Annotated in this window: 29 protein-coding genes; 21 read left to right on the top strand and 8 right to left on the bottom strand. The window is 68.6% G+C overall.

Annotation, left to right across the window (positions count from 1 at the left end):
• The first annotated feature begins 3 nt into the window (after nucleotides 1–3).
• From ftsH to J9315_RS13135, 13 genes are all read left to right on the top strand, one after another.
• Complete coding sequence (ftsH, locus tag J9315_RS13195) at nucleotides 4–2,169, top strand: ATP-dependent zinc metalloprotease FtsH (protein WP_198500716.1); 2,166 nt, start codon at nucleotides 4–6, stop codon at nucleotides 2,167–2,169.
• Complete coding sequence (folE, locus tag J9315_RS13190) at nucleotides 2,169–2,783, top strand: GTP cyclohydrolase I FolE (RefSeq protein WP_211978026.1); 615 nt, start codon at nucleotides 2,169–2,171, stop codon at nucleotides 2,781–2,783. The genes ftsH and folE overlap by 1 nt, the downstream gene beginning before the upstream one ends.
• Before the next feature lie 3 nt (nucleotides 2,784–2,786).
• Entirely contained in the window at nucleotides 2,787–3,701 is a 915-nt protein-coding gene (folP, locus tag J9315_RS13185) for a dihydropteroate synthase (protein WP_211978025.1), read from the top strand.
• The gene (gene folK / locus J9315_RS13180; protein ID WP_211978024.1) at nucleotides 3,698–4,606 is read left to right on the top strand and encodes a 2-amino-4-hydroxy-6-hydroxymethyldihydropteridine diphosphokinase; all 909 of its coding nucleotides are present in this window, start codon (nucleotides 3,698–3,700) and stop codon (nucleotides 4,604–4,606) included. Before folP ends, folK begins: the two co-directional genes overlap by 4 nt.
• 13 nt (nucleotides 4,607–4,619) lie before the next feature.
• A complete protein-coding gene (locus J9315_RS13175; protein WP_198500720.1) occupies nucleotides 4,620–5,081 on the top strand; it encodes a DUF3180 domain-containing protein in 462 nt (153 codons plus the stop codon).
• Nucleotides 5,078–5,548, top strand: coding sequence for a PH domain-containing protein (locus J9315_RS13170; protein WP_198500721.1), 471 nt, complete (start codon nucleotides 5,078–5,080; stop codon nucleotides 5,546–5,548). Before J9315_RS13175 ends, J9315_RS13170 begins: the two co-directional genes overlap by 4 nt.
• 2 nt (nucleotides 5,549–5,550) lie before the next feature.
• Nucleotides 5,551–7,398, top strand: a complete 1,848-nt coding sequence (locus tag J9315_RS13165) for a PH domain-containing protein (protein ID WP_211978023.1) — start codon at nucleotides 5,551–5,553, stop codon at nucleotides 7,396–7,398.
• Nucleotides 7,395–8,291, top strand: a complete 897-nt coding sequence (locus tag J9315_RS13160; RefSeq protein ID WP_198500723.1) for a DUF2520 domain-containing protein — start codon at nucleotides 7,395–7,397, stop codon at nucleotides 8,289–8,291. Before J9315_RS13165 ends, J9315_RS13160 begins: the two co-directional genes overlap by 4 nt.
• Before the next feature lie 115 nt (nucleotides 8,292–8,406).
• The gene (gene lysS, locus J9315_RS13155; protein ID WP_198500724.1) at nucleotides 8,407–9,966 is read left to right on the top strand and encodes a lysine--tRNA ligase; all 1,560 of its coding nucleotides are present in this window, start codon (nucleotides 8,407–8,409) and stop codon (nucleotides 9,964–9,966) included.
• Nucleotides 9,967–9,970: 4 nt separating this feature from the next.
• On the top strand, nucleotides 9,971–10,216 hold the full coding sequence (locus tag J9315_RS13150; RefSeq protein ID WP_171006995.1) for a hypothetical protein: 246 nt from the start codon (nucleotides 9,971–9,973) through the stop codon (nucleotides 10,214–10,216).
• On the top strand, nucleotides 10,182–10,517 hold the full coding sequence (locus tag J9315_RS13145; RefSeq protein ID WP_137824891.1) for an Lsr2 family protein: 336 nt from the start codon (nucleotides 10,182–10,184) through the stop codon (nucleotides 10,515–10,517). Before J9315_RS13150 ends, J9315_RS13145 begins: the two co-directional genes overlap by 35 nt.
• Nucleotides 10,518–11,211: 694 nt before the next feature.
• Complete coding sequence (locus J9315_RS13140; protein WP_137824892.1) at nucleotides 11,212–13,746, top strand: ATP-dependent Clp protease ATP-binding subunit; 2,535 nt, start codon at nucleotides 11,212–11,214, stop codon at nucleotides 13,744–13,746.
• A 252-nt stretch (nucleotides 13,747–13,998) separates the two neighbouring features.
• Nucleotides 13,999–14,577: an amino-acid N-acetyltransferase gene (locus tag J9315_RS13135; protein WP_198500725.1), complete on the top strand. Its 579-nt coding sequence runs from the start codon at nucleotides 13,999–14,001 to the stop codon at nucleotides 14,575–14,577.
• A 35-nt stretch (nucleotides 14,578–14,612) separates the two neighbouring features.
• Here J9315_RS13135 and J9315_RS13130 read toward each other — a convergent pair whose 3' ends face one another.
• Entirely contained in the window at nucleotides 14,613–15,704 is a 1,092-nt protein-coding gene (locus tag J9315_RS13130; RefSeq protein WP_332839544.1) for an A/G-specific adenine glycosylase, read from the bottom strand.
• Between the two features lie 195 nt (nucleotides 15,705–15,899).
• On the opposite strand from J9315_RS13130, the gene J9315_RS13125 reads away from it, so the two are divergent.
• Entirely contained in the window at nucleotides 15,900–16,574 is a 675-nt protein-coding gene (locus tag J9315_RS13125; RefSeq protein ID WP_198500898.1) for a hypothetical protein, read from the top strand.
• A 5-nt stretch (nucleotides 16,575–16,579) separates the two neighbouring features.
• Here J9315_RS13125 and J9315_RS13120 read toward each other — a convergent pair whose 3' ends face one another.
• The 4 genes from J9315_RS13120 to J9315_RS13105 all read right to left on the bottom strand — a co-directional run bounded on the left by J9315_RS13120 (nucleotide 16,580) and on the right by J9315_RS13105 (nucleotide 19,669).
• Entirely contained in the window at nucleotides 16,580–16,972 is a 393-nt protein-coding gene (locus J9315_RS13120) for a VOC family protein (RefSeq protein WP_232623857.1), read from the bottom strand.
• Between the two features lie 152 nt (nucleotides 16,973–17,124).
• A complete protein-coding gene (radA, locus tag J9315_RS13115; RefSeq protein ID WP_198500727.1) occupies nucleotides 17,125–18,483 on the bottom strand; it encodes a DNA repair protein RadA in 1,359 nt (452 codons plus the stop codon).
• An 86-nt stretch (nucleotides 18,484–18,569) separates the two neighbouring features.
• On the bottom strand, nucleotides 18,570–19,337 hold the full coding sequence (gene map, locus J9315_RS13110) for a type I methionyl aminopeptidase (protein WP_198500728.1): 768 nt from the start codon (nucleotides 19,335–19,337) through the stop codon (nucleotides 18,570–18,572).
• Nucleotides 19,338–19,408: 71 nt separating this feature from the next.
• Entirely contained in the window at nucleotides 19,409–19,669 is a 261-nt protein-coding gene (locus J9315_RS13105) for a hypothetical protein (RefSeq protein WP_198500729.1), read from the bottom strand.
• Between J9315_RS13105 and J9315_RS17485 the strand changes: the two genes are divergently transcribed.
• A complete protein-coding gene (locus J9315_RS17485; protein WP_198500900.1) occupies nucleotides 19,633–19,932 on the top strand; it encodes a MerR family transcriptional regulator in 300 nt (99 codons plus the stop codon). The two genes, J9315_RS13105 and J9315_RS17485, sit on opposite strands and share 37 nt — an antisense overlap.
• Nucleotides 19,933–19,958: 26 nt before the next feature.
• Here J9315_RS17485 and J9315_RS13095 read toward each other — a convergent pair whose 3' ends face one another.
• Together J9315_RS13095 and J9315_RS13090 are read right to left on the bottom strand one after the other, a co-directional pair.
• Nucleotides 19,959–21,515 carry an aldehyde dehydrogenase family protein gene (locus J9315_RS13095; RefSeq protein ID WP_198500901.1) on the bottom strand — a complete coding sequence of 519 codons (1,557 nt, stop codon included), beginning with the start codon at nucleotides 21,513–21,515 and terminating at the stop codon, nucleotides 19,959–19,961.
• A gap of 108 nt (nucleotides 21,516–21,623) precedes the next feature.
• Entirely contained in the window at nucleotides 21,624–22,775 is a 1,152-nt protein-coding gene (locus J9315_RS13090) for an FAD-binding oxidoreductase (protein WP_232623858.1), read from the bottom strand.
• Between the two features lie 134 nt (nucleotides 22,776–22,909).
• Between J9315_RS13090 and J9315_RS13085 the strand changes: the two genes are divergently transcribed.
• The 5 genes from J9315_RS13085 (at nucleotide 22,910) to J9315_RS13065 (ending at nucleotide 26,066) form a co-directional block, all read left to right on the top strand.
• Nucleotides 22,910–23,785, top strand: coding sequence for a LysR family transcriptional regulator (locus tag J9315_RS13085; protein WP_198500731.1), 876 nt, complete (start codon nucleotides 22,910–22,912; stop codon nucleotides 23,783–23,785).
• A 68-nt stretch (nucleotides 23,786–23,853) separates the two neighbouring features.
• Entirely contained in the window at nucleotides 23,854–24,498 is a 645-nt protein-coding gene (locus tag J9315_RS13080; RefSeq protein WP_198500732.1) for an XRE family transcriptional regulator, read from the top strand.
• Between the two features lie 4 nt (nucleotides 24,499–24,502).
• Complete coding sequence (locus J9315_RS13075; RefSeq protein ID WP_198500733.1) at nucleotides 24,503–25,105, top strand: class I SAM-dependent methyltransferase; 603 nt, start codon at nucleotides 24,503–24,505, stop codon at nucleotides 25,103–25,105.
• A gap of 298 nt (nucleotides 25,106–25,403) precedes the next feature.
• Nucleotides 25,404–25,580 (top strand): hypothetical protein, encoded by a 177-nt coding sequence (locus J9315_RS13070; protein WP_198500734.1) that lies wholly within the window; start codon nucleotides 25,404–25,406, stop codon nucleotides 25,578–25,580.
• 165 nt (nucleotides 25,581–25,745) lie between these two features.
• Nucleotides 25,746–26,066, top strand: a complete 321-nt coding sequence (locus J9315_RS13065; protein WP_198500735.1) for a putative quinol monooxygenase — start codon at nucleotides 25,746–25,748, stop codon at nucleotides 26,064–26,066.
• Between the two features lie 10 nt (nucleotides 26,067–26,076).
• On the opposite strand, the gene J9315_RS13060 is transcribed toward J9315_RS13065, so the two are convergent.
• Nucleotides 26,077–26,385, bottom strand: a complete 309-nt coding sequence (locus J9315_RS13060) for a biopolymer transporter Tol (protein WP_198500902.1) — start codon at nucleotides 26,383–26,385, stop codon at nucleotides 26,077–26,079.
• Between the two features lie 69 nt (nucleotides 26,386–26,454).
• Between J9315_RS13060 and J9315_RS13055 the strand changes: the two genes are divergently transcribed.
• Nucleotides 26,455–26,997 carry a hypothetical protein gene (locus J9315_RS13055; protein ID WP_198500736.1) on the top strand — a complete coding sequence of 181 codons (543 nt, stop codon included), beginning with the start codon at nucleotides 26,455–26,457 and terminating at the stop codon, nucleotides 26,995–26,997.
• Nucleotides 26,998–26,999 lie beyond the last annotated feature (2 nt).

The following is a 26,999-nucleotide window of genomic DNA, read 5'->3' as shown; positions in this document are numbered from 1 at the left end:
TCTATGGCCGAGTCCAAAAAGCGACGTCCACTGCTCAACAAGGCGACGAGAGGTCCCTTGATCTGGATCGTCATGGCGCTCCTCGTGGTGTCCATCGGAGCGCTCCTCTTCAGCCGTGTGGGCTTCAGCCAGATCGACACCGAGCAGGGACTCCAACTGCTGGCCGACGATCAGGTCGAACAAGCCAAGATCGTCGACCGCGACCAGCGCGTCGACCTCACCCTCAAAGAGGACCTCACGGTCGACGGCCAGGAATACGGCAAGAAGGTCCAGTTCTACTACGTCGAACAGCGCGGCGACCAGATCGTCGAGGCCGTCACCGAGGCGAACCCCACTCAGGGCTACACCGACGAGGTGCCGCAGCAGAGCTGGCTGATGTCGCTGCTGGGCACCCTCATCCCGTTCGTCATCATCTTCGTCGTCTTCTGGTTCCTCATCTCGCAGATGAGCGGCGGGAAGATGATGAACTTCGGCAAGTCGAAGGCCAAGCTCGTCAACAAGGAGAACCCGGACGTCACGTTCAAGGACGTCGCCGGGGTCGACGAGGCACTCGAAGAGCTCGAGGAGATCAAGGAGTTCCTCGCCGAACCCGAGAAGTTCAAGGCCGTCGGGGCGAAGATCCCCAAGGGCGTCCTCCTCTACGGTCAGCCGGGCACCGGCAAGACCCTGCTCGCGAAGGCCGTCGCGGGTGAGGCGGGCGTGCCGTTCTACTCGATCTCCGGGTCCGACTTCGTCGAGATGTACGTCGGCGTCGGCGCCTCCCGCGTGCGCGATCTCTTCGAACAGGCGAAGGCGAACGCCCCCTGCATCATCTTCATCGACGAGATCGACGCCGTCGGCCGCCAGCGCGGGGCCGGCATGGGCGGCGGGCACGACGAGCGCGAGCAGACGCTCAACCAGCTCCTCGTCGAGATGGACGGCTTCGACGTCAAGACCAACGTCATCCTCATCGCCGCGACCAACCGGCCCGACGTCCTCGACCCGGCGCTGCTGCGCCCGGGCCGCTTCGACCGGCAGATCCCGGTCGAGGCCCCGGACATGAAGGGCCGGAAGAAGATCCTCGAGGTCCACGCGAAGGACAAGCCGCTGGCCCCCGACGTCGACCTCGGCCAGATCGCCAAGCGCACCCCCGGATTCTCCGGCGCCGACCTCGCCAACGTCCTCAACGAGGCGGCCCTGCTCACCGCGCGTGAGAACGCGAAGGTCATCGACAACCGCATCCTCGACGAGGCGATCGACCGCGTCATCGCCGGACCGCAGAAGCGCACGCGCCTGATGAACGACAAGGAGCGCCTCGTCACCGCCTACCACGAGGGCGGCCACGCCCTCGTCGCCGCGGCGATGAACAACACCGACCCGGTGACGAAGGTGACGATCCTGCCCCGCGGCCGCGCCCTGGGCTACACGATGGTGCTGCCGAGCGAGGACAAGTACTCGACGACCCGCAACGAACTCCTCGACCAGCTCGCCTACGCGATGGGCGGACGCGTCGCCGAGGAGGTCGTGTTCCACGATCCGACGACCGGGGCGAGCAACGACATCGAGAAGGCGACGAACATCGCCCGGAAGATGGTCACGCAGTACGGCATGAGCGAGAAGCTCGGCATGGTCAAGATCGGCGACGACCAGTCCGAGCCCTTCGCCGGCCGCGGCTACGGCGCCGGCGACGAGTACGGCGATTCGACGCTGTCGGCCATCGACAAGGAGGTGCGCGCGCTCATCGACACCGCGCACGCCGATGCGTACTGGGTGCTCACCCACAACCGCGACATCCTCGACGCCCTGGCCTACCAGCTGCTCGAACGCGAGACGCTCGACCAGGCCGCCCTCGAGGAGATCTTCGCTCCCGTCCTCAAGCGGCCACGCCGCGAGGTGTGGCTGGCCAACGACGAGCGCCCGGTCTCCGACCGCGGCCCGATCGTGCCTCCCGCCCCGCAGGGCGGCCGCAGCGCCGGCGGCGATCAGGACGGCACCGGCCACTCCGGTGGTCCGGGTCCCGACACGACGGACCTGCCCGGTGCCGGACCGACCGGCACCCACGGCCCCGATGTGCCGCACAACCCGCCGGGACCCCGTGACCCCAACGGTCCGGTCGGACCCGCCGGACCCACCGGACCGGCAGGACCGAACTCCGGTCTGTCCGGGGACGAACCGGGAGGCCAGCGCTGATGACCGATTACGTGTTCGACGACCTCGGCGAGACGACCGCGGGCAAGCCCACGGTCGATCATGAGCGCATCGCCGCGGCAGTCCGGGAGATCCTCTTCGCCGTCGGGGAGGACCCCGACCGCGACGGTCTCATCGAGACCCCGGCCAGGGTGGCCCGCGCCTATGAGGAGTTCTTCGCCGGCCTCCACCACGACCCGGCCGAGATCCTCTCCGTGACCTTCGACATCAGCCACGAGGAGATGGTCCTCGTCCGCGACATCGACCTCTACTCGATGTGCGAACACCACCTCGTGCCGTTCCACGGCGTCGCCCACGTCGGCTACATCCCGGCGAAGAACGGCAAGGTCACCGGCCTGTCGAAGCTCGCCCGCCTCGTCGAGGTCTACGCCCGCCGTCCGCAGGTCCAGGAGCGGCTGACCTCGCAGATCGCCGACGCCCTGATGACCTACCTCGAGCCCCAGGGCGCGATCGTCGTCGTCGAGGCCGAGCACCTGTGCATGACGATGCGCGGGGTCCGCAAGCCCGGCGCCTCGACGATCACCTCAGCGGTGCGCGGTCAGCTGCGCGAACCGGCGTCCCGGGCGGAGGCGATGAGCCTCATCCTCCGAGGCTGAGCGATGACAGGGACACCTGCTGTCGAACCGACCCCTGCCGCGGGGCAGCCGTCTGCCCTCGGGGCTCCGGCGCGCACGCAGATCATGGGCGTCCTCAACGTCACGCCCGATTCGTTCTCCGACGGCGGCCGCTACTTCGACCACGCCAAGGCGATCGCCCACGGTCTCGCACTGACGACCGCGGGCGCTGACATCATCGACGTCGGCGGGGAATCGACCCGACCCGGCGCGGTCCGCGTCGACGAGGACGAGGAGCTGCGCCGGGTCGTGCCCGTCGTCCGTGAACTCGCCGCTGCCGGCGTGCTCATCAGCGTCGATACGATGCGGGCCGCGGTGGCCTCGGCGGCCATCGACGCCGGGGCGCACATCATCAACGACGTCTCGGCGGGCCTGTCGGATCCCGGCATGCTCTCCGTCGCCGCGGACACCGGCGTCCCGATCGTCCTCATGCACTGGCGCGGTCATCTCGACCGTGCGGATGCGACGTTCCACTACGACGATGTCCTCGCCGAGGTGGTCGCCGAACTGCGCGAGCGCATCGACGCGGCCGTGGCCGCCGGCATCGACCCGGACGCGATCATCGTCGATCCGGGCCTGGGCTTCTCGAAGAACGCCGACCACAACTGGCAGATCCTCGCCGGGCTCGACGCGTTCTCCGCGTTCGACCAGCGCCTCCTCGTCGCCGCGAGCCGCAAGCGCTTCATCTCCTCCCTCGTCTCGCCGGAGGATCCGACGCGTGCCGAGGAGGCAGCGAAGGACCAGGCCACGGCCGTGATCTCGGCGTTCGCCGCGCAGGCAGGGGCCTGGGCGGTGCGCGTCCACGACCCGGCCGCCTCGGCGCTGGCCTGCCGGGTGGCTGCGGCCATCGCCGACCACGCGGTCCCGGGCACCTCCCCGTGGAAGCCCGGCCGGGCATGAGCGGACAGCCGGACCGGATCGAGCTGCGCGGCCTGACGGTGCGCGGCAACCACGGCGTCTTCGACTTCGAGAAGTGCGAGGGTCAGGACTTCGTCGTCGACGTCGTCCTCCACACGTCGACGGCGGCTGCGGCCGGGACCGATGACATCGCCGACACCATCCACTACGGCGACCTCGCCGAGGCGGTCGCCCACATCGTCGAGGACACGACCTTCGACCTCATCGAGACTCTCGCCGAGGCGATCGCCGACCACTGCCTGACCCTGACCGACCATGTCGAGGTCGTCGTCCACAAGCCGAGCGCCCCGATCGAGCGGACCTTCGCCGACGTCACCGTCACCGTCGACCGGCACCGCGCGGACGCGGGTCCTGCCGAGGCACCGGCCGCGGTCGCCTATCTCAGCCTCGGGGCCAACCTCGGCGATCCCGCGGCCACGCTCGACGACGCCGTCGCCGCCCTCGACCGGCACCCGGCGATCACGGTCGTCGCCCGGTCCTCGCTCTACCGGACCGCACCGTGGGGCGGGGTCGAGCAGAACGACTTCCTCAACCTCGGCGTCCTCATCGAGACCACCCTGCCGGTCGACCAGCTCCTCGGGGTGGCCCAGGGCATCGAGGTCGCCGCCGGGCGGACCCGGGAGCTGCGGTGGGGACCGCGGACCCTCGACATCGACCTCATCAGCCTCACCACCGAGGCAGGCGAGCTCCGCGCAGCGACTCCGACGCTCACCCTGCCGCACCCGCGCGCTCACGAGCGGGCCTTCGTCCTCGTCCCGTGGGCGGAGCTCGCACCGGAGACGACGGTCGCCACGGCCACCGGGCGCCTGCCGATCGCCGAGGTCATCGCCGCACTGGCCGATCAGGAAATCACCCGGGTTCCCTCCCCGCAGACGCCGGAGATCTGAAAGACTGAGGAGCATGCAGCGAACCTCCTCAGGCATGCTCGTCATCTGGGCGACCGCCGGCGTCGTCCTCGGCGTGCTCGTCGACGTGCTCCTCGAGAGCCAGGGGTTCGCGCTGCCGGGCCAGCCGTGGTTCCCGATCATCGGCATGCTCATCCTCGCCGCCGTCCTCCTCGTCCTCGGCTACCCGATCAAGAAGTGGAACGACGGGGACCGGACCCGCGAGATCGACCCGCTCCAGGCCGCCCGCGTGGCCGTCATGGCCAAGGCGAGCGCTCTGACCGGAGCCGGGCTGGCCGGCTGGTACCTCGGCAACGCCGCCTACTACTTCCTCTCGGCCCCGGGCATCCGCAACGACCTCGCCGCCGGCATGCTCTTCGCCGCGATCGCCGCCGCTGCCCTGATGATCGTCGGGATCATCGTCGAGATCTTCTGCACCCTCCCGCCCCACGACCCACCAGGAGCCGAAGCCGCATGACCGACCCGATCTACACCCGAGTCAGCCCGAAGTACTGGCGCAAGGAGACGATCTCGTCGCTGACGTTCTTCGTCCCGCTGCTCGCCGTGGCGATCGCACTCGCCGTGATCTTCCCGTCCCAGTGGTGGCTGCACCCGCTGTGGGCGGCGATCCTCGTCTGGGCCGTCGTCTACCTCGTCGTCCTCTACCGGCAGGCGAAGGTCATCGGGTACGCCGAACGCGATGACGACCTCCTCATCCGCCGCGGCATCATGTTCCGCCGCACCACCGTCGTGCCCTACGGCCGCCTCCAGTTCGTCGACGTCGATTCCGGCCCCATCGACCGGATGTTCGGACTGGCCACCGTCAAACTCCACACCGCCTCGGCGGCCACCGATGCGACGATCCCCGGCCTGCCGCGCCCCGACGCCGACCGCCTCCGCGACAGCCTCGCCGGTCGCGGACAGGCGAACCTGGCAGGGCTGTGACGATGAGCTCCGACCACGACATCACCGAGGAGACCGGGCAGTCCCAGCCGGCAGCGGAGTCCTCCGTCGCCGAGGTGGCCGCCCTGGAGGTCTGGCATCGGGTCCATCCGCTCACCCCGGTCCTCGAGAGCCTCGGCGTCATCGTCGTCCTCTTCGTCGTCGCCGGGTACGCCGGGCAGAACTTCATCCAGCAGGCGCTCAGCGACCTCGCCGCCGGTGACGGCGTCGACCTGTCGATGGCCGGCTGGGTCGGCGCGCATCCGCTCGTCATCCTCGCCGGCCTCGGCGGGGTCCTCCTCGTCCTCGCCGTCGCCGGTGTCTACAGCTGGCTCGCCTGGCGGGTCATGGGCTACCGCGTCGACGCCGAGGCGATCTACGCCCGCTCGGGCCTGCTCGCGAAGAAGCTGCGCAAGGCCCGCCTCGACCGGGTCCAGTCGATCGACCTCCAGCAGAAGCTCGTGCCCCGCCTCCTCGGACTCGCCGAGCTCGTCTTCGACGTCGCCGGTGGCAAGGGCGCGAACGTGTCGCTGAAGTACCTCAGCCGGAAGAAGGCCGACGCCCTGCGCGACGAGCTCCTCGCCGCAGTGCGCGAAGTCAAGCAGGGCGGTGTCGCCGGCAGTGCCGCTGCTGCCGGCGCCGGTGATGCAGGAGTCCCGGGAGGGCCCGCTGGGCTCGACAGCCCTGCCGGTTCCCCGGTCGGCCAGGCGGCCTGGGCAGGCGAGGACGGCACGGTCGACAGCCTCGGCGCGGGCCAGGGTCCAGGTGAGCCGACGGTCGATCTCAGCGCCCCCGAACGCGCCGGTGACAGCATCGGTGTGCGGCTGAGCAAGCGCCTGAGCCGGTACGCGGGGGAGGCGATCGGGGAGGCCGAGGACAGCCTCAACGACATGCTCGCCCCCTACGGCGTCTCGACCAGGCTGACGGAGGAGGGCGAGATCATCCGAGTGCCCGTCCACCGGGTCATCCTCTCCTCGCTGCTCAAGACCGACTTCCTCATCGGCGTCCTCGTCTTCCTCGCCGTCATCGTCGCGGCCATCGTCCTCTTCCTCACCGGTGTCCGAGAAGCGGCGGTGCCGATGCTCTTCGGCGTGCTGCCCGCCGGCATCGCGGCATTCGCCTCGGTGAAGAAGGACCTCGACAACGCGAACTTCGTCGTCCGCCTCACCGACTCGGGCCTCGCCGTCAGCCACGGGCTCGTCTCGACCTCGCGGAAGGTCATCCCCCTCGACCGGGTGCAGGCGGTGTGCCTGCACCAGCCGCTGCTGTGGCGCATCGGCGGCTGGTGGAAGGCCGAGTACAACATCGCCAGCGCCGGCGACAAGGGCGAATCCAACCTGCTGCTGCCCGTCGGCGACATCGACCAGGCGCTGACGATGATCGGCCTCGCCCTGCCCGCACCGCAGGTCGACGACGAGGTCAGCGCCCGCAGCCTCACGCTCTCGGCGATGTACGACACCGACTCGCCCGACCCGCAGGCCGCGCGCGCCGAGGAGGCCTTCCACCCGCAGCCGCGCTCCTCCCGATTCATCGACCCGCTCGTGTGGAAGCGGCGGGCGTACGCGATCACCGAGGCCCTCCTCATCATCCGCCTCGGCCGCCTCGAGCGCCGCGTCGACTTCGTCCCGCACGAACGCGTCCAGTCGATGGAGTACCGGCAGGGTCCGCTCCTGCGGTCACTCGGTCTCGCCTCGGTGGCGGTGCACTCGACGGCAGGGCCGATCACCCCGCAGGTCACCCACCAGGACGCCGAGGAGGCGCGGCGGTTCTTCGCCGAACACGCCGAACGCACCCGGCTGGCCCGTGAGCACTTCGACGAGCAGCGCCGCACCGGGAAGGGGATCGACGCATGACCGCACCGCCCCCGGACGCCCCGCGACTGGGCATCGGCATCATCGGCGCCGGCCGCGTCGGCGCCGTCATCGGAGCCGCCTGGCGAGCGGCCGGACATGCGATCATCGGGGTCAGCGCCACCTCGGCGGCCAGCCTCGAACGCGCCGAGGACATGCTGCCCGGCGTGCCCGTCCTCCCTCCCGACCAGATCGCCGAACGCGCCGAACTCCTCCTGCTCGCCGTGCCCGACGACGAGATCGGCTCGCTCGTCTCCGGTCTCGCCGCGCTCGGTCGGATCCACGCCGGTCAGATCGTCGTCCACGTCTCCGGACGCTACGGCACGGACATCCTCGAACCGGCGACCGGCGTCGGGGCGCTGCCGATCGCCCTGCATCCGTCACTGTCGTTCACCGGCACCGCCGTCGACCTTCCGCGCCTGCGACAGGCCACCGTCGCCGTCACCGCACCCGGACCGATCCGCCCGGTGGGCGAGGCCCTCGTCGTCGAGATGGGGGCCGAACCGCTCGAGATCGCCGAGGCCGACCGGCCGCTCTACCACGCCGCGATCACGCACGCGTCGAACCACTCGATCACGATCATCGCCGAGGCCCTCGAGATGCTCACCGAAGCCGGTGTCGAGGACCCCTCGCGGGTGCTCACCGCACTCGTCGACGCGAGTGTCGCCAACACCCTGCAGAACGGGGCGAAGGCGCTGACCGGACCGGTCGCCCGCGGCGACGTCGGGACGCTCGCCGCGCACCTGGCGGCCCTGAGCGAATACAGCCTTGCCGTCTCCCATCCGGGCACCCGCGACAGCTACATCGCACTGGCCCGGTCGACGACGGCGAAGGCGCTGGCCCTGGGGCGGATCACCGAGGCGCAGGCCCAGGAGATCCTCGCCCTCCTCGGATGAGCTGACAGGGGCGGGTCGGCCTGTCCTGCGACCCGCGACGCACGGGGTGTGGCGGGGGCCTCAGGACGGTTGCGCGAATTCCCCCGCGGGGTGCTGGCGCGGTAGCCTTGAGGGCATGGCAGAAACTGAGTCGATCGCCCCTGACACCGCTGAGTCCGCACCGGAACACCTCGATCCCGAACAGATCAGGATCCGCAAGGACAAGCGGCAGCGGATGCTTGACTCCGACACCGAGGCCTACCCCGTCTCCGTGCCCCGCACGCACACTCTCGCGCAGGTCCATGCTGCCCACCCCGACCTCGAAGCCGGTGACGAGACCGACGATGTCGTCGGCGTCGTCGGCCGCGTCGTCTTCGTCCGGACCACCGGCAAGCTCGCCTTCGTCACCCTGCAGGCCGGTGACGGCACCCGCCTGCAGGGGATGCTCTCCCTGCGCGAGGTCGGCGAGGAGCGCCTGGCCGACTTCAAGGCCGACGTCGACCTCGGCGACTTCCTCTTCCTCCACGGCAGGGTCATCAAGTCCAAGCGCGGGGAGCTCTCCGTGCTCGCCGATGCGTGGCAGATGGCGTCGAAGGCCCTCCGCCCGCTGCCGGGCCTGCACACGGAACTCGCCGAGGACACCCGCGTGCGCCAGCGCTACCTCGACCTCATCACGCGGGAGGCCGCACGGACGACGATGCGCACCCGCGCCGAGGTGATGGCCTCGCTGCGGCGGACGTTCGCCGACCAGGACTTCATCGAGATCGAGACGCCGATGCTCCAGGTCATGCACGGGGGAGCGGCGGCCCGCCCGTTCAAGACGCACATGAACGCCTACGACATCGACATGTACCTGCGCATCGCCCCCGAGCTCTTCCTCAAGCGGGCCATCGTCGGCGGCATCGACAACGTCTTCGAGATCAACCGGAACTTCCGCAACGAAGGCGCCGACTCGACGCACTCGCCGGAGTTCGCGATGCTCGAGGCCTACCAGTCCTACGGGGACTACCATTCGATCGCGGAGCTGACGAAGACGCTCGTCCAGAACGCGGCCCAGGACGCGACGGGTTCGCTGCTCGTCACCCTCGACGACGGCACCGACTACGACTTCGGCGGCGACTGGGCGGTCGTGAGCATGTACGAGACGCTCTCGGCCGAATCCGGTGTCGAGGTCACGCCGCTGACCGGCATCGAGGAGCTCGAGAAGATCGCTGCGGACCACGACGTCGATCTGGGCGGAGTCTTCCGCTCGCACGGCAAGTACGTCGAGGAGCTGTGGGAGCACTTCTACAAGGACAAGCTGTGGGCGCCGACCTTCGTCACCGACTTCCCGGTCGACACCTCACCGCTCGTGCGCGAACACCGGGACAAGCCCGGCGTCGTCGAGAAGTGGGACCTCTACGTGCGCGGCTTCGAGCTGGCGACCGGATACTCCGAGCTCGTCGACCCCGTCATCCAGCGGCAGCGCTTCGAAGCCCAAGCCGCCGACGCCGCCCGCGGTGACGATGAGGCGATGGGCCTCGACGAGGAGTTCCTCACCGCGATGGAACACGGCATGCCCCCGACCGGGGGAATGGGCATGGGCCTCGACCGTCTGCTCATGGCGCTCACCGGTCTGGGAATTCGCGAAACCATTCTCTTCCCCTTCACCAAACCGATCGCCGCGGCGAATTCGGACTCCACAGAGGAAGGCTGAGACCGTGTTGGATCTCATCAAGGCGCTGCTTCCGTCGATCTGCATCGCATTGCTCTTCTGGTACGTGATGCGCGGCATTGTTCGCGCAGATCGGACAGAACGCGAGCAGATCGAGAAATTCTATTCCGAGCATGAAGTTAGCGAATTGGACGATAATGGGGATTCGGGTGTTATGCTTACACCCGTAAAGTCGTCTGAAAATGAAAAGAGTGAACATGGCACGGGAGATGCGACTCGTTCTCACGGATGATTTCGACGGTTCGGAAGCAGCCGAAACCGTTCGGTTCAGCCTCGACCAGGGGACTTATGAACTGGAACTGTCCACGAAGAATGCCGAAGAGCTGCGTGAGACCTTTGCTCCCTATATCGCCAAAGCCCGCCGTGTGGCCAACCCCGGTTCACGCGGACGCCGCGGAGGATCGACCGGCTCGGGCCCCAAGCGGGACACCGCGAAGATCCGCGAATGGGCGCAGGAGAACGGCTACCAGCTCGGTGATCGCGGACGGATCCCCCAGGAGATCGTCCAGGCCTACGAAGCCGCAGGGAACTGAGCACAGGCACAACTGAACGACAGCCCCCTGACAGGGGCGCCGATTCGCCGAGGGACCGATGACACAAGCATCGGTCCCTCGGTCTTTTCGTCGCCTGGGCTTGATCGGTGCGTGCGCTGCGCCGGATCGCGGGGTCCGCGCCTGCATCCGACCATCCGTGCAGGTGACCGCGAATCTGCGGCGGCGGTGGCGCGGTTAGCGATTAGCCGCGCAAAGCGACTTTCTTGAGAATTGTCTGAGCGTCGCGCGAGCCGATTTGTTTCTCCGCAGGCGGCTTTCCACGCGGCAATCCTGGTGGCGGAATATCGGCAACGCCGTGTGCGTTGCGTGTGGTGTTTGAGGGTGCCGTCACCGATTGCCGGGAGGATGACAATCGCCGAGGCGGTCAAAAGGACTTTGGAAGAGACCAGGTCCGCACCCATCCGGAAACCCGGGGACTCCGAATATACAGTGTAAGCACGGAAGCGCTCGGTTGGCGTTCGACGTGGGCGCGGTGCCACGTGCGCCGGTCGCGGCAGCGTCCGAACGGGGCGGCCGACCGGCCGCGGTGGACCGGGTTCCGACCGACCGCCTCGGCGCAGGATCAAGGGATTTCGCCCTGAGCCGAACGGTTTCGGCTGATGGCGAAACGTGCAATAGATCCCGAGGTTGGGTCGTTACGCTCTACAGATACCAGAACTCCAGGAGGGTGAATATGTTCGAGCGGTTCACTGACCGAGCCCGCCGAGTGGTGGTGCTCGCCCAGGAAGAGGCCAAACTCCTCAAGCATAACTACATCGGAACCGAGCACATCCTGCTCGGCCTCATCCACGAGGGTGAAGGCCTGGCGGCCAAGGCTCTCGAGGGGATGGACATCTCCCTCGAACAGGTTCGCGATCAGGTCCAGGAGATCATCGGGCAGGGACAGCAGGCGCCGAGCGGGCACATCCCGTTCACTCCGCGCGCGAAGAAGGTCCTCGAGCTCAGTCTCCGTGAGGCCCTGCAGTTGGGCCACAGCTACATCGGCACCGAGCACATCCTGCTCGGTCTCATCCGCGAGGGTGAGGGCGTGGCCGCTCAGGTCCTCGTCAAGCTCGGCGCCGACCTCGGTCGGGTGCGCCAGGAAGTCATCAAGCTGCTCTCGGGCTACCAGGGCAAGGAGCCGGTCGCTGCCGGCGGTCGCGAAGAGGGCACGCCCTCGGGCTCGCTCGTCCTCGACCAGTTCGGCCGCAACCTCACCGCCGCCGCCCGTGAGGGCAAGCTCGATCCGGTCATCGGTCGGCACGAGCAGATGCAGCGCGTCATGCAGATCCTCTCCCGCCGCACGAAGAACAACCCGGTTCTCATCGGCGAGCCCGGCGTCGGCAAGACCGCCGTGGTCGAGGGTCTGGCGCAGGCGATCGTCAACGGCGAGGTTCCCGAGATCCTCACCGACAAGCAGCTCTACACGCTCGACCTCGGCTCCCTCGTCGCCGGCTCCCGGTACCGCGGTGACTTCGAGGAACGTCTGAAGAAGGTGCTCAAGGAGATCCGCACGCGCGGTGACATCATCCTCTTCATCGACGAGATCCACACGCTCGTGGGTGCCGGTGCCGCCGAAGGCGCCATCGACGCCGCATCGATCCTCAAGCCGATGCTCGCCCGCGGTGAGCTCCAGACGATCGGTGCGACGACCCTCGACGAGTACCGCAAGCACATCGAGAAGGACGCTGCGCTCGAGCGCCGCTTCCAGCCGATCCAGGTGCCCGAGCCCTCGCTCGCGCACTCGATCGAGATCCTCAAGGGCCTGCGCGACAAGTACGAGGCGCACCACAAGGTGACGATCACCGAGGGTGCTCTCGCGGCCGCCGTCAACATGTCCGATCGCTACATCAACGACCGGTACCTGCCGGACAAGGCGATCGACCTCATCGACGAAGCGGGAGCGAAGCTGCGCATCTCGCGGCTGTCGGTGCCGCAGGAGATCCGCGACCTCGAGGAGAAGATCCTTGAGGCCCGTCACCGCAAGGAAGCTGCGATCGACGCTCAGGACTTCGAGCTGGCTGCCTCTGAGCGGGACTCGGAGATGAAGCTCCAGCACGAGAAGGACGAGCAGACCGAGGCCTGGCGCAAGGGCGGCAAGGACACCTCCGCGACCGTTGACGCCGATCTCATCGCCGAGGTGCTCGCCTCTGCCACCGGCATTCCGATCTTCAAGCTCACCGAGGAGGAGTCCTCGCGTCTGCTGCGGATGGAAGACGAGCTGCACAAGCGCATCATCGGCCAGAACGATGCGGTCAAGTCGATCTCGCGGGCGATCCGCCGGACCCGTGCGGGTCTGAAGGATCCGAAGCGTCCGTCGGGTTCGTTCATCTTCGCCGGTCCCACCGGTGTGGGTAAGACCGAGCTCGCGAAGGCTCTCGCGGAGTTCCTCTTCGGCGACGAGGATTCCCTCATCAGCCTCGACATGTCGGAGTACTCGGAGAAGCACACCGTGTCGCGTCTCTTCGGTTCGCCTCCCGGCTACGTCGGCTACGAAGAGGGCGGTCAGCTCACGGAGAAGGTGCGTCGCAAGCCGTTCTCCGTCGTCCTCTTCGACGAGGTGGAGAAGGCCCACTCGGACATCTTCAACTCGCTGCTGCAGATCCTCGAGGACGGCCGACTCACTGACTCGCAGGGTCGTGAGGTCGACTTCAAGAACACGATCATCATCATGACGACCAACCTGGGTACGCGCGACGTCTCCAGCGGTCTGCAGATGGGATTCCAGGTCGAGGGTGACACCAAGACCAACTACGACCGGATGAAGCAGCGGGTCAACGAAGAGCTCAAGCAGCACTTCCGTCCTGAGTTCCTCAACCGCGTCGATGACACGATCGTGTTCCCGCAGCTGAACAAGGAAGAGATCATCGAGATCGTCGACCTGTTCCTCGAGCGCCTCGACACGCGTCTGGCGGATCAGGGCATGAAGGTCGAGCTCACCGATGCGGCCAAGAACCTGCTGGCCGATCGCGGCTACGATCCGGTGCTCGGTGCACGTCCGCTGCGCCGCACGATCCAGCTCGAGATCGAGGACCAGCTCTCGGAGAAGATCCTCTTCAAGGAGATCGGCCGCGGTCAGACGATCAAGGTCGACATCGAGGGCGAAGGCAAGGACGCGCAGTTCACCTTCGAAGGCGTCGAGACCGAAACGTTCCCGACCTCCGGATCCGACGATTCGTCCTCCGGCGGCGAGCTCGCCGGCGCCGGGTCGACCGGTTCGGCGTCCTGACCGGCAGCGGTCCGCTGACTGACAGCGGTCCGCTGAGCGAATAGTCACCCTCCGCAAGCGGCCCCGGGCCCGAGAACTTCGGTTCTCGCCCGGGGCCGCTTCGTGTTGTCCGGGCCGCCCCGCGTTCTGCGCCAGGTTCATGGCGATTTCAGGCTCGAGATCACCCTGGAGGCGGCGCACAATCGCCGTCACTGTGGCGCAGACCTGAGTGGACGCACCGTCGGCCTGCGCGCGATGGTGTTGAATGAGGGGATGAGCTCAGCCACCTTCGACCACGGACTCGTCGCCTCCGACCACCACCAGACCCACGGACTTCCCAGTGGGCTGCGGCTGCGACGGGCCCGGACGTCCGACGTCAAGGGAATCGAAGCGCTCGTGGCCCCGTTGGCCGAAGAGCGCATCCTCCTCGCGAAGGACACGGTGACGTATTTCGAGTCGCTGCAGGAGTTCTGGCTCGTCGTCGACGAGCGACCCGACGGCAGCGAAGTCCTCGCCGGCTGCGCGGCCCTCCACATCATCTGGTCCGACCTCGCCGAGGCGCGCACCGTCGCGACGTCCCCTGACTACCGGGGCAGGGGAGTGGGCAAGGCCCTCATCCGCCAGCTCCTCGCCGACGCCGAGGAGATCGGGGTCGACAGGGTCTTCTGCCTGACGTTCGAAACCGGATTCTTCGGCTCCCTCGGCTTCGAGCCGATCAAGGGCATTCCCGTCTCACCGGAGGTCTACGTCGAACTCCTCCACTCTGCTGACGAAGGTGTGGCCGAGTTCCTCGACCTCGCCAGGGTCAAGCCGAACACTCTCGGCAACACGCGAATGATCAAGTACCTGTAGATCCGGCCGCCGGAATCGGGCCGGGTGCCCGGCCGTCACCGCGGCAGGCTGAGGCGGTCCCCGCTGCGGTGCGCCAACCCGTCGGTGACGAGATCGGCGATGAGTCGTGAGATGCGGTCGGCGTCCGCGCTGAGATCGCGCATCGTCGTCAGCTTCACCGAGGTGGCCGGGCCCAAGGCGGCGAGGCATTCGTCATCGAGGTCGGCAGTCGGTGCCGTGAAGAGATCGACCGCGACAGCATCGGTCGCGGCGGACCTGCGACCTGCGGCTGCGCTCGCCGCCCCTTCGACCACCGAGGACCCGTCGGCAGCCGATGAACTCTCGGCCACCGAGACCCCCTCGACGACCGAGGTCGACCGATCGCCCGCCTCGGCGGCTTCTGCATGCGCGGCCTTGAGCACGTCCATGATCGCGCCGCGCAGCTGTCGGTCCGTGCCGGCCCACTTCTGGGTCTTCGGTTTCGACGCTGAGACCGGGCGTCCGGCGAGGTTCCAGGCGCAGATGTCCGCGAGCGGGCATTCCTCGCACTTCGGACTGCGGGCGGTGCACACGAGGGCACCGAACTCCATGACCCCGGCGTTCCAGGCCACATGATCGGTCGCGGGAACGAACTGTTCGGCCCAGACGGTCTCCCTGCGGCTCGGTGACACCGTGGGCCGGTCGCGGCCGGCGAAGACGCGGATGAGGACCCGGCGCACATTCGTATCGAGGACAGTGGTGCGCTCGCCGTGGGCGAACGAGGCGACGGCTGCCGCCGTGTACGCGCCGATCCCCGGCAGCGCCTCGAGAGCGGCAGCAGTGTCCGGCACCTGGTTGTCGTGGTCGTCGGCGATGACTCTCGCGGCTTCCTGCAGTCGCAGCGCACGACGCGGGTAGCCGAGGCGATCCCACCGCTGGAGCACCTCGGCGGTGGGGGCTGCCGCAAGGTCAGCGGGGGTGGGCCAGCGCTCGAGCCATTCGCTCCAGCGTGGGGCGACGCGGGAGACCGGGGTCTGCTGGGACATGATCTCGCTGACGAGGACCGCCCACGCCGAGGTGCCTTCTGCCCGCCATGGCAGGGGTCGGGCGGTTGCCGCGAACCAGTCGATGATCGTCGTCTGGACGCGTTCGATCGCGGACTCGGACACGTCCGGAAAGCCCGGTGCTGTGGGGGTGATCCCAGTTTCGGCAGAGGTGCGGTGTGTCATTTGGATGCGCATTCGCAATTGCCTAGGCTCATTGCGATGACTCCTTCCGATCGTGGTTCGCAGCCGAAACAGCCCCGCCAGTCTAGCGGCAAGCTGCCTGCGCACGTTTACCGTCGGCGGAGGATCACCCTGGCGGTGCTCAGCCTCGTCGTCATCGGGCTCATCGTGCTCGGCGTCGTCGGCATCACGAAGGCGATCGGCGGTCTGTCCGATCAGGAGCCGACCGCCGCTGACGCTCCCACGAGCGCCTCGCCGACACCTCAGGCTCCGGTCCCCGACGCGCAGGCGGCCAGCGGTGCCTGCCCGCCGGACTCCGTCTCAGTGAGCGCGAAGGCCGACAAGAAGAGCTACGACGAGAACACGAAGCCGAAGTTCGAGATGGTCATCGGCAACACCCACACGGCGACCTGCCTCATCGAGGTCGGCACGAAGCAGCAGGAATTCGTCGTCGAGCAGGAAGGGGACGTCGTGTGGTCCTCGAAGTACTGCGCAGCCGACGACGATGAGAACGCCGAGGCGCCGACGGAGTTCGCACCGCAGTCCCAGAAGACCGCCCAGTTCGAATGGAACCGCGTCCGCGTCGACAAGAACTGCAACAAGGCGAGCAAGGGCTTCGAACCGGGCACGTACGATCTCATCGTCAAACTCGGCGACACAGAGAGCAAACCCGTGCCCTTCGAACTCGAGAAGGACGAGGCGACGAAGGCCAAGGAGAAGGAAGCCGCCGACAAGAAGAAGGCCGAGGAGGAGAAGAAGGCGACCGAGTCGCCGACTCCGAAGCCCACGGAGACCGAGAACTCCGACGGCTAGCCCGCTCAGACGCCGCGGTACGAGCCCACACCCCACGAATTGCCGTCGTGGTCGCGGAACGCGAACTCCCGTCCGCCGTAGGACTGCGTGGCCACCGGCCTCACAATCGCATGCCCGAGCTCGCGGATCTCACGGTAGAGCCGGTCGACCTCCCGTTCGGTGGGGACGACGACGTAGATCGCCGCCCCGCCGACGCTGTCGAGGGCCGAACCGTCATGGCGCACGGACCCGATCATCACTCCGCCGGTCTCACCGAGCGCGTATTCGGCATGGAGGACGAGGCTCGGGTCGTCCTCGTCCCGCACCGTGACGCGCTCGACGAAGCCGAGGGTGACGAGCATGGCGGTCGTCGCCGCGATGTCCGTCGTCCGCAGCGCCGGAAACACTGTCGTGGTCATCTTTCAAGCATGCCCTGTTTAGCTGCGGAAGTCTCGGATTTTCTCCCGTCCGCAGTCCGCGACATCACGCGCCGGCCACGCCGTCCGCGACATCACGCGCCGGGCGCAGCGGCCGCCCCGTCACGACCGGCGACCACCGCCCGGCCACCCGCTCACTTGTCCTTGTCGTTGAGGACGAGCTCGACCGCCTCGGCGACGTGCTCGCATTCCTTGACGACCATGCCGTCGGGGATCGAGACGTTGCGCAGCGCGCCCCGGGCGACGATCGCCCGCGTCATGCCCAACCGTGCCGCTTCGCTGAGCCGCTGGCCGAGGTTGGGCACATTGCGGATCTCACCCGAGAGGCTGATCTCGCCGATCGCGACGAACTTCGCGTAGAGGGCCCGCCCCAGTGCGGCCGAGGCCAGGGACAGGCAGATCGCCAGATCATTGGCCGGTTCGACGAGCTTGGCCCCGCCGACCGTGGCGACGAAGACATCGGACTTCGCGAACCCGGCCGCGGAGACCTTCTGGCTGAGCACGGCGATCATCATCGCCACCCGCGACGAGTCGACCCCCGACACCGAACGCCGCGTCTGACCTGCCGCGGCCTCGGTGACCAGGGACTGCACCTCGACGAGCAGCGGCCGTTTGCCCTCCTGATTGACCGTCAGGCACGTGCCCGCCGGCGTGGACCCCGATGCGCGGGAGAGGAAGAGGCCGGAGGGGTCTTCGAGGCTCTTGATCCCGTTCTCCTCCATGTCGAAGCAGCCGACCTCGTCGGTGGGACCGAACCGGTTCTTGATCGCCCGCAGCATCCGCAGCCGGGAGTGCTTCTCGCCTTCGAACGTGCACACGACGTCGACGAGGTGCTCGAGGAGGCGGGGTCCGGCGATCGTGCCGTCCTTCGTGATGTGGCCGACGAGCACGGTCGACAGGGACCGGGACTTCGCTTCCCGGATGAGGGCGGCAGCGACCTCCCTGACCTGGGTGACCCCGCCGGGCACTCCGTCGACCTCCGAGGAGGCCAGCGTCTGGATCGAGTCGACGATGAGCAGGTCGGGGTTCTCGGCTTCGATGAGGCCGAGCACGGCGCCGAGGTCGGTCTCCGCGGCCAGCAGCAGGTTCTCCTCGAGGGCGTTGATCCGGTCGGCGCGCAGTCGCACCTGGCCGGCCGACTCCTCACCGGTGACGTAGAGGACCGTCGACTCGAACTTCGCGGCGCGCGCAGCGACGTCGAGGAGGAGAGTCGACTTCCCGACTCCGGGCTCCCCGGAGAGCAGGATGACCCCGCCGGGGACGATGCCGCCGCCGAGCACTCGGTCGAACTCGTCGACGAAGGTCCGCTTCGCCACCGCAAGGGTCGTGTCCACCTCGGTGATCGACTTCGCCCCGCTCGACTTCTTCACCTTCGTCTTCACCGACGTCGAACCGGCGCCCTTCTCCTCGAGAGTGCCCCAGGCCTGGCATTCGGGGCATCGCCCCAGCCACTTCACGGTCGAGTATCCGCATTCGGTGCAGGTGAAAGACATACGGCAAGTCTGGCATGCGCCACGGACATGACGTGTGCGCCACGGACATGACGCGCACCCCACGGACATGACGTCCGGGGCAGACCTCAGTCGGCGACGGTGAGCACCCGGGGGCCGTCCTCGGTGATGGCGATCGTGTTCTCCGAATGGGCGCCGTTCGAGCCGTCGGCCACCCGCAGGGTCCACCCGTCCTGGTCGACCTTGAGCTTCTTCGACGTGAACGACCACCACGGTTCGATCGCCAGCGTCAGGCCCGGCTTGAGCACCATGCCGCGCCCGCCCTTGCCGCGGTTGGCGACGTGCGGGTCCTCGTGCATCGTGTGCCCGAGGCCGTGACCGCCGAAATCGAGGTTGACCGGGATGCGCTCGGCATCGGCGACGTCGCCGATCGCCTGGGAGATGTCGCCGAGGCGGTTGCCGGCCTGCGCGGCACCGATCCCCGCCTCGAGGCCGGCCCACGTCGAGTCGATGAGGCGCTGGTCCTCCTCGGTGCCGGTGCCCACGATGACGGAGCGGGCGGCGTCGGCGACCCAGCCGTCGATGGACACGGCGAAGTCGAGGGTGAGGAGGTCACCGTCGGCCATGACGTAGTCGTGGGGTTTGCCGTGGAGGACGCCGTCGTTGACGGAGAGGCAGATGACGTTGCGGAACGGACCCGACCCGAACGAGGGAGCATAGTCCCAGTAGCAGGACTTCGCTCCGGCCTGCTCGATGAGCGTGCGAGCTCGCTTCTCCAGGTGCATGAGGTTCATGCCGGGTTCGGCGGTCTGAGACAGTTCGGCCAGCGTGTTCGCCACGAAGCGACCGGTCACCGCCATCTTGTCGATCTCGGCGGGTGTCTTCAGCTCAATCACGGGTGCTCTCCTCTGGGGTCTGGGCTCACCGGCCAGTCTAGTTCCCCGCGCCGGCCGGCGGACCTTCCGGGTCAGGTCACCGATGCCCTGCTGCTCGACCGTGAAGTCCCCGTGGTGGCGAGGATGAACGGCAGGGTGAGCACCGCGAGTCCCAGGCAGAGCAGCGGCGGAAGGGCGCCGGCGCCGAGGCTGACTCCACCGGCCCAGGTGCCTGCGACGATGCCGGCCTGGAAGGCGATGACATAGACGGCGGAGAGCACCGTGGCCTCGACTCCGCCGAGGCGCACGACGCTCGATCCGGCATTACGAGGACAGAGGTCTGCTGGTCTCATCGCGCACGTCGACAGGGTATCGCGAACACGGCGCCGAGGCGGTCGGCACGGTTGCGCGCATCCGCCGGCTGCTCGGTGCCGGGTTCAACCTCGACGCGATCGCGGTGATGCTGCCGTGCCTCGGTGAGCACCCGGATCTGCCGATCGGCATGTGCCCGCAGGTCGCGGCCCGGATCCGGGAGAACGTCGCCCGGATCGAGACTGAGTCGGCCGATCTCGCCCGGCGCAGAAGGGCCATCGAGAAGCTCATCGCATTGCGGTGAGGGGCCGGTGACCGCCGACTGCCGCCTCAGTGGAACTCGACGCCCTGGGCCAGGGGCAGCTCGCCGGAGTAGTTGATCGTGTTCGTCGCCTGCCGCATGTAGGCCTTCCACGCATCCGAACCGGATTCGCGGCCGCCGCCGGTCTCCTTCTCACCGCCGAACGCCCCGCCGATCTCCGCACCCGAGGTGCCGATATTGACGTTGGCGATGCCGCAGTCGGAACGGGAGAGGAAGGTCTCCGCCTCGGCGAGGTCGGAGGTGAAGATCGCCGAGGACAGCCCCTGCGGCACCCCGTTGTGGAGGGCGATCGCCTCGTCGAGGTCGCTGTAGGTGACGACGTAGAGGATCGGGGCGAAGGTCTCCGACTCCATCACCGAGGTCTGCGCGGGCATCCGCACGAGCGCGGGTTCGACGTAGTGGGCGTCGGGTCGCTCCTCGGCGAAGACGCGACCGCCGCCGGTGAGCACGGTTCCCCCTTCGGCCTCTGCCTGGCCCAGCGCCGACTGCATCGCCTCAAAGGCGCCTGAGTTGATGAGCGGCCCGACGAGCACCCCATCGTCCGTGGGCGAGCCGATGCTCAGGGTCGCGTAGGCGGCGACGATCCGCTCGACGAACTCCTCGGCGATCGACTCATGGACGATGAGGCGGCGCAGGGTCGTGCACCGCTGCCCGGCGGTGCCCGCGGCGGCGAAGACGACCCCGCGCAGCGCGAGGTCGATGTCCGCGCTCGGGGTGACGATCGCGGCATTGTTGCCGCCGAGTTCGAGCAGGACGCGTCCGAAGCGCTCGGCGACGACCGGACCGACCTCACGGCCCATGCGCACCGACCCCGTCGCCGAGACCAACGCCACGCGGTCGTCGCGGACCATGGCGTCGCCGATGTCGCGACCGCCGACGAGGACGGGCACGAGACCCTCCGGTGCCCCCACCTCGGCGGCGGCCCGGGCCAGCAGCGACTGCGCCCCGAGGGCGGCGAGCACGGCGTTCTCCGAGGGCTTCCACACCACGGCGTCTCCGGCGACGAGCGCGAGGGCGGTGTTCCACGAGTACACGGCGACGGGGAAGTTGAACGCGGAGATCACGCCGACGACTCCGAGCGGATGCCACGTCTCCATGAGTCGGTGACCCGGACGTTCGCTCGGCATCGTCTTGCCCCACAGCTGGCGGGACTGGCCGAGCGCGAACTCGCAGATGTCGATCATCTCCTGGACCTCGCCGGCGGCTTCGGAGGGAGTCTTGCCGGCCTCGACGGTGACGATCTTCGCCAGCTCCTCCTTGTGCTCGGCAAGCAGCTGACCCCAGCGGCTGACGAGCCGGCCGCGGACGGGAGCGGGGACGTCCCGCCAGGTCGCGAAGGCTGCGGCTGCCTGCCCGATCTTCGCCGCGGCGGTCTGCGGGGAGTCGGCGGCGATCGTCGCGAGCACCTGCCCGGTGATCGGGGAGCGAGCGGTCAGCGTCTGCCCGCTCGTCGAGTCGGGGGCGAGCACGGCGGCGTCGACGCCGCAGGCGCGCAGCCCCTCGTCGAGGAGGGCGGCGACGGTGTCATCGGTGGGAAGAGCGGTGGCGGTGGAGGTCGTGGTCATCATGGTCCTCACTGTGTCTCAGGCGGATGGGTGTGTCAGTGGCGGATGGGTGTGTCAGTGGCGGCGGCTAGGGTGCGAGCATCGAAGCGGGAGGAAGGGGAGTCATGGTCACACGATGTTGAGCTCCTTGCGCAGGCCCGTCAGGGAGAAGCGGTCCTTGTCGAGCGGGGAGACGTCGACGAACGGGGTGCGGCCGGTGAGGAGGTCGGCGACGACCTCGCCGACGGCCGGGCCCATGAGGAACCCGTGGCCGGAGAACCCGCACGCGTAGGTGAAGCCCTCGAGTTCGCGGGCCTGCCCGATGAGCGCGTTGTGGTCGGGGGTCATCTCGTAGAGGCCCGCCCAGCCGCGTCGGATGTCGACGTCGGCGAGGTCCGGGGTGCGCCGGTCGATGAGCTCGGAGAGCCGGAACAGCCACTCCGGGTCGCGGCGGTCGTCGAACCCCCACCGGTCCTCGGCATCGGGACAGCCGAAGAGGAGTCCGGGGCCTTCGGGGTGGACGTAGTAGCTGGTGGCGAAGTCGATGGTGAACGGCATCGCGGAGGTGTCGAACGCCACGGGTTCGCTCACCATGATCTCGCGCCGCAGAGGGGTGACGGGCAGGTCGACGCCTGCCATCTCGCCGATCAGCCCCGACCAGGCGCCGGCCGCGCAGACGACCTGTGAGCACGCGATCGGGCCCGCCGTCGTCTCCACCGAGGTGATCGTCCGCTTCCCGGCGGCGCCCTTCGTGAGGATGCCGGTGACCTCGCAGGACGTGAGCACGGTGACGCCGCGGTCACGGGCGGCGCCGATGTAGCCGGCGACGACGGACTCGGGGGTGCAGTGCCCGTCACCGGGGTTGAACGCCCCGGCGACGAGACCCGCGGTGTCGACGTAGGGGGCAAGGGCTGCGACCTCGGCGACGGTGAGCATCTGCGAATCGAGGCCGAGCGACCGCTGGAGGTCGACGTTGCCGGCGAACGTGCTCGCCGCCTCGGGGGAGTCGAGGAGGAAGAGGTAGCCGTTGGAGACGAGATCGATGTCGATGCCGAAGCGCGATTCGAAGTCGCGGAGGATCTCGAGGCTGCGCACGGACAGGGCGATGTTCACCTCGTCGGAGAACTGACAGCGCACCCCGCCGGCGGCCTTCGACGTCGACCCGGACCCCGGAACGTCGCGTTCGACGAGGACGACGCTCCCTGCCCCCGCGGCGGCGAGGTTGAAGGCGATCGACGCGCCCATGACGCCGCCGCCGATGATGACCACATCTGCGTTCACACTGCACCTCAGCTGGTTCGGGGCCGACACCGTTGTCGGCTTGTCCACCATTGTGCGACCGAACACATTTAAGGACAAGGCAGAGTCTGTGAAGACTGTTTTCACGATTCCTTAAAAACCGCTAGTCTGTGCCCATGACCTGGACGCTCGGGCAGCTGCAGACGTTCGTCGTCGTCGCCGAACGCGGTTCGATGACGCGTGCCGCCGAAGCGCTGGGCTACAGCATCGGGGCGGTCTCCCAGCACATGAGCGCGCTGCGGCGCACCGTCGGCTCCGACCTCGTCATCCGCCGGGGCCGCTCGCTCGTGCTCACCGAGGCCGGCCGCACCCTGCTCCCGCGCGCCCGGAGCATCCTCGCCGCCCAGGCGCAGGCGGAGCTCGCGATGCTCGGCCGCGACTTCGAGCGCGAGGCGATCGTCACCCTCGGGGTGTTCGGGTCGACGTCGACCATCGGCCTGCCGCTCATCGTCCGTCTGCTCGCCGAGCGCCACCCCGACATCGTCGTCCGCGCCCGGGAGGTCAACGTCGAGACGATGTCGGCCGCCGTCATCGACGGTGCCATCGACCTCGGCATCGGCATCGACTACCCGGCCGTGCCGCTGCCGCCGATGCGCGGCCTGACCTGGACGACGGTGGCCGCCGAGGACTTCGGCGTCGTCACCCCGGCCGGCCGGCCGCTGCCGTCACCGGGCGAGCTCGCCGAGGCGGACTGGATCCTGCCGCCGGCGACCGATCTCTTCGGGCGGGCGATGCGGCTGGCCACCTCGGCGCTGGGGATCCAGGCGAAGGAGAGCCACATCGTCACCGACACCGCCGTCGCCCTCGCGCTCGCCGGCACCGGCCTCGGCCTCACGCTCGCGACCCCGATCATGATGTCCCTCGGCGGACCCGACGTCGCCCTTCATCCCGTCACCGGGGCCGGCGGCCGGGAGATCATCGTGCTCACCGTGCCCGCCCCGAGCGCGCCGGTGGCCGCCGTCGCCGAGGTGGTCGCCGAGGTCTTCGCATGAGCGAGCCGGAGCGGTCGCGCCTCGCAGCGGACCGGGCCGCCGCCATGAGACCGCTACAGTGAGGAGCCATGGACAGTTCACCCCGCGACCCGCACGGCAGAGTCGATGTGCACGGCGCCGGCGGCTCGTCTCACGGCACCGACGGTGATGCGCTCGACCCCGTGCTCGAAGCGATCGGCCCGCGGCTGCGGGAGACCCGGACCGCGCGGGGACTGACCCTCGCCGAGGTGGCCGAGCAGATGGATGCGTCCGTGAGCACGCTCTCCCGCCTCGAATCGGGACGGCGGCGGCCCACCCTCGACCTGCTCATCGCGCTCGCCCGCATCTACCGGGTCGCCCTCGACGACCTCGTCGGAGCGCCGTCGACGGGCGACCCGCGGATCCGCCCGACCCCGATCCGCGCTCACGGCATGGTGTTCCTGCCGCTGACCAACCGGAATGCGCCGGTCGAGGCCGTCAAGATCGTCCTGCCCGGGCACCGGCCGGGGGATCCGATCACGCAGCGAGCGCACGGCGGGTACGAATGGCTCTACGTGCTCAGTGGAACCGTCGACCTCAAACTCGGGGCCACGGTGACCACTCTGGCCACGGGGGAGGCCGCCGAATTCGACACGCGGGAACCGCACGGGATCGCCAGTGCGACCACCTCGGCGGCGGAGGTGCTCACCCTCTTCTCCGCCGAGGGAGAGCGCATCCACGTGGGCCTAGACTGAGGCGATGAGCTTCGATCACCAGTGGAACCGCATCCGCGCGAACAACCCCGACCATTCGGCGAACTACGCCCAGCGCTGGCGCAACCTCGTCGATGCCGGCCATGACATCGGGGGAGAGGCGCGCTTCGTCGATGCGATGGCGCCCCGCGGCGGACGCATCCTCGACGCCGGCTGCGGCACCGGTCGTGTCGGCGGTCTGCTCATCGGCGCCGGGCACACGGTCTACGGCGTCGACCTCGACGAGTTCCTCATCGCCGTCGCCGAGGAGGACTTCCCGCGCGGCGAGTGGCACACCGGCGACCTCGCCGACTTCGACTTCGCCGCCGCCGGGATCACGGACATCGACGTCACGGTGTGCGCCGGCAACGTGCTGGCGTTCCTCGATCCGGCGTCGCGACGCCAGACACTGACCAACATCAAGTCGACGCTCAAGCACGGCGGGCGCTTCGTCGCCGGCTTCGGGGCCGGACGCGGCTACGACTTCGCCGACTTCATCGCCGACATCGAGGCAACAGGCATGATCGTCAGCCTCAAGCTCTCGACGTGGGAGATCCACCCCTTCGAACCCGACAGCGGCTTCCTCGTGCTCATCGCCGAACGCCCGTAGGTTTTGGCGCTGGATTCTGCACCATTGCCGGTCCGCAGTCGGCCTGCTGCTCCGCGATCGTTCGCCGCGCGCTGCGCGACTGAGCGCTCCAGCGAGGTGGATTCCGCTCGATTCTTCGGTGTTTCTCGAGCCGGATCCACCTCGCTGGGAAGCACACCGCTGTGCGCCAGTCGCTTCGCTGGGCCCGGTCGCCGCGCTTCGCGGCGGCCGCACCGTCGACCGTCGCGCTGCCTCCGCGCTCCGGCCTGTTGACCACAGGCGACGTTGCTCGATAGCGTCGAAGGAGAGAGGAGTGTCGATGACCCGACTGCTGATGGTGATCCTGCCGGTGCTGGCCGGTCTGTGCTTCGTCCTCGCGACTCTGCCGGCCGGTTCCGGGTATGCGCTCTGGCTGTGGGCTCTGGGCATCGTCCTGCTCATCGTCGCCCTGCTCATCGCCGTTCGTCGCGTCCGGCGCGGCGCCCCGCGCGACTGAGCGCGACTGACCGCCGGTGCGCCAGACGCAGCCCACCTCGATGAGCGCTCGGACTCGTCAAACCACGGTGATCGTGATTGGGTGGAGACACGGCCGATCGGCCCAGGCGACCGTACCTGCAACCCGGTGCGGTCGGACCACCGTCACCACGCGCAGAGGAGAATCATGATCTTCATCGTCGTCAAGTTCGACGTCAAGCCCGAGAACGCGGAGTCCTTCCCCGAGGTGGTGCGCGACTTCACCGAGGCGACCCGCGCCGAACCCGGCAACCTCTGGTTCGAATGGTCGCGCAGCCTCGAGAAGCCCAACGAGTACGTCCTGCTCGAAGCATTCACCGACGACGGCGCCGAGCCGCATGTCACCAGCGATCACTTCGCCGCCGCGCTCGAATCGATGCGCCCGCTGCTCGCCTCGACGCCGAAGATCGTCTCCCGCAAACTCGACGGCGACGGCTGGGACGAGATGGGCGAACTCGTCATCGACTGACGAGGTCAGCTCAGCGATCGAGTTCGCTCAGCGCCTCCTCGGCGCGGGCGAGCCGATCGGCACGCGGCATCTCCCACCACTTCTCGCCCCGCTCGCCGAGGCCTTGTTTGGCCACGCCGACGCGCTCTCGAGCCGCCCGCAGCGCTGTGTCGTCGGCTGCCGTCTTCGCCGCCCGCACCGCGTTGCGAGCCCGCCCGAGGTGGCTCTTCAGCCGCTCGACGAGAGCGTCGGGAAGTGCGGGATCGGTGCGCCGCCACCGGCGTCCGCGCACGACGAGCCACTTCTCGTCCTCCGTGTACCCATCCGCATCCGTCACGATCGCAGTCTAAGCCGCGCAGTCTAGGCTGCTCGGCCGGATCACCGCGCCCGGGCTGGCTACACTGACACCATGGCGACGCGAGCACAGAACATCGAGTCCATCGAGAAGGCCCTCGGCGAGCCCTGGTCGCAGACCAGGCAGCGGCTTGAGAAAGCCGGGGGCAAGGACGCGAGCCACAAGGAACTCGCCGATGCGCTCTACCCGCAGTTCGACGGCGTCGTCGACAACCACGGCTGGTGGGTCCAGGGTGCCGTCGTCGCCTACGAGCAGGAGATCGGCCGCCGGGTTCCCGGCCAGCGCGCCGACGGCACCTTCGACGTCGCCGTCTCCCGCACCGTGACCGGACAGCGCGGAGACGTCATCGACCGCTTCGCCGCCCTCGTCGACGGCTCACTGGGCGGAGTCGACCTCGCCGGTGAGCCCCGCCCGTCGACGACGGCAAAGCGCTCGTTCTGGCGGGCCGACCTCGCCGACGGGACGAAGATCGAAGCCGCCGCCGAACCGAAGGACGACGAGCGCACGCGTCTCACCCTCACCGCCGCGAAGCTGCCGAGCGCCGAGGCGCTCGAGGAGTGGCGCGCCCACCTCAAGGACCTCATCGCCGAGGTCTGAGA

The sequence above is a fragment of the Brevibacterium sp. W7.2 genome (assembly GCF_018137945.1).
Taxonomy (GTDB): domain Bacteria; phylum Actinomycetota; class Actinomycetes; order Actinomycetales; family Brevibacteriaceae; genus Brevibacterium; species Brevibacterium sanguinis.
Note: the sequence above shows the minus strand (reverse complement) of the source record. Positions and strands in the feature narration are given on the sequence as shown.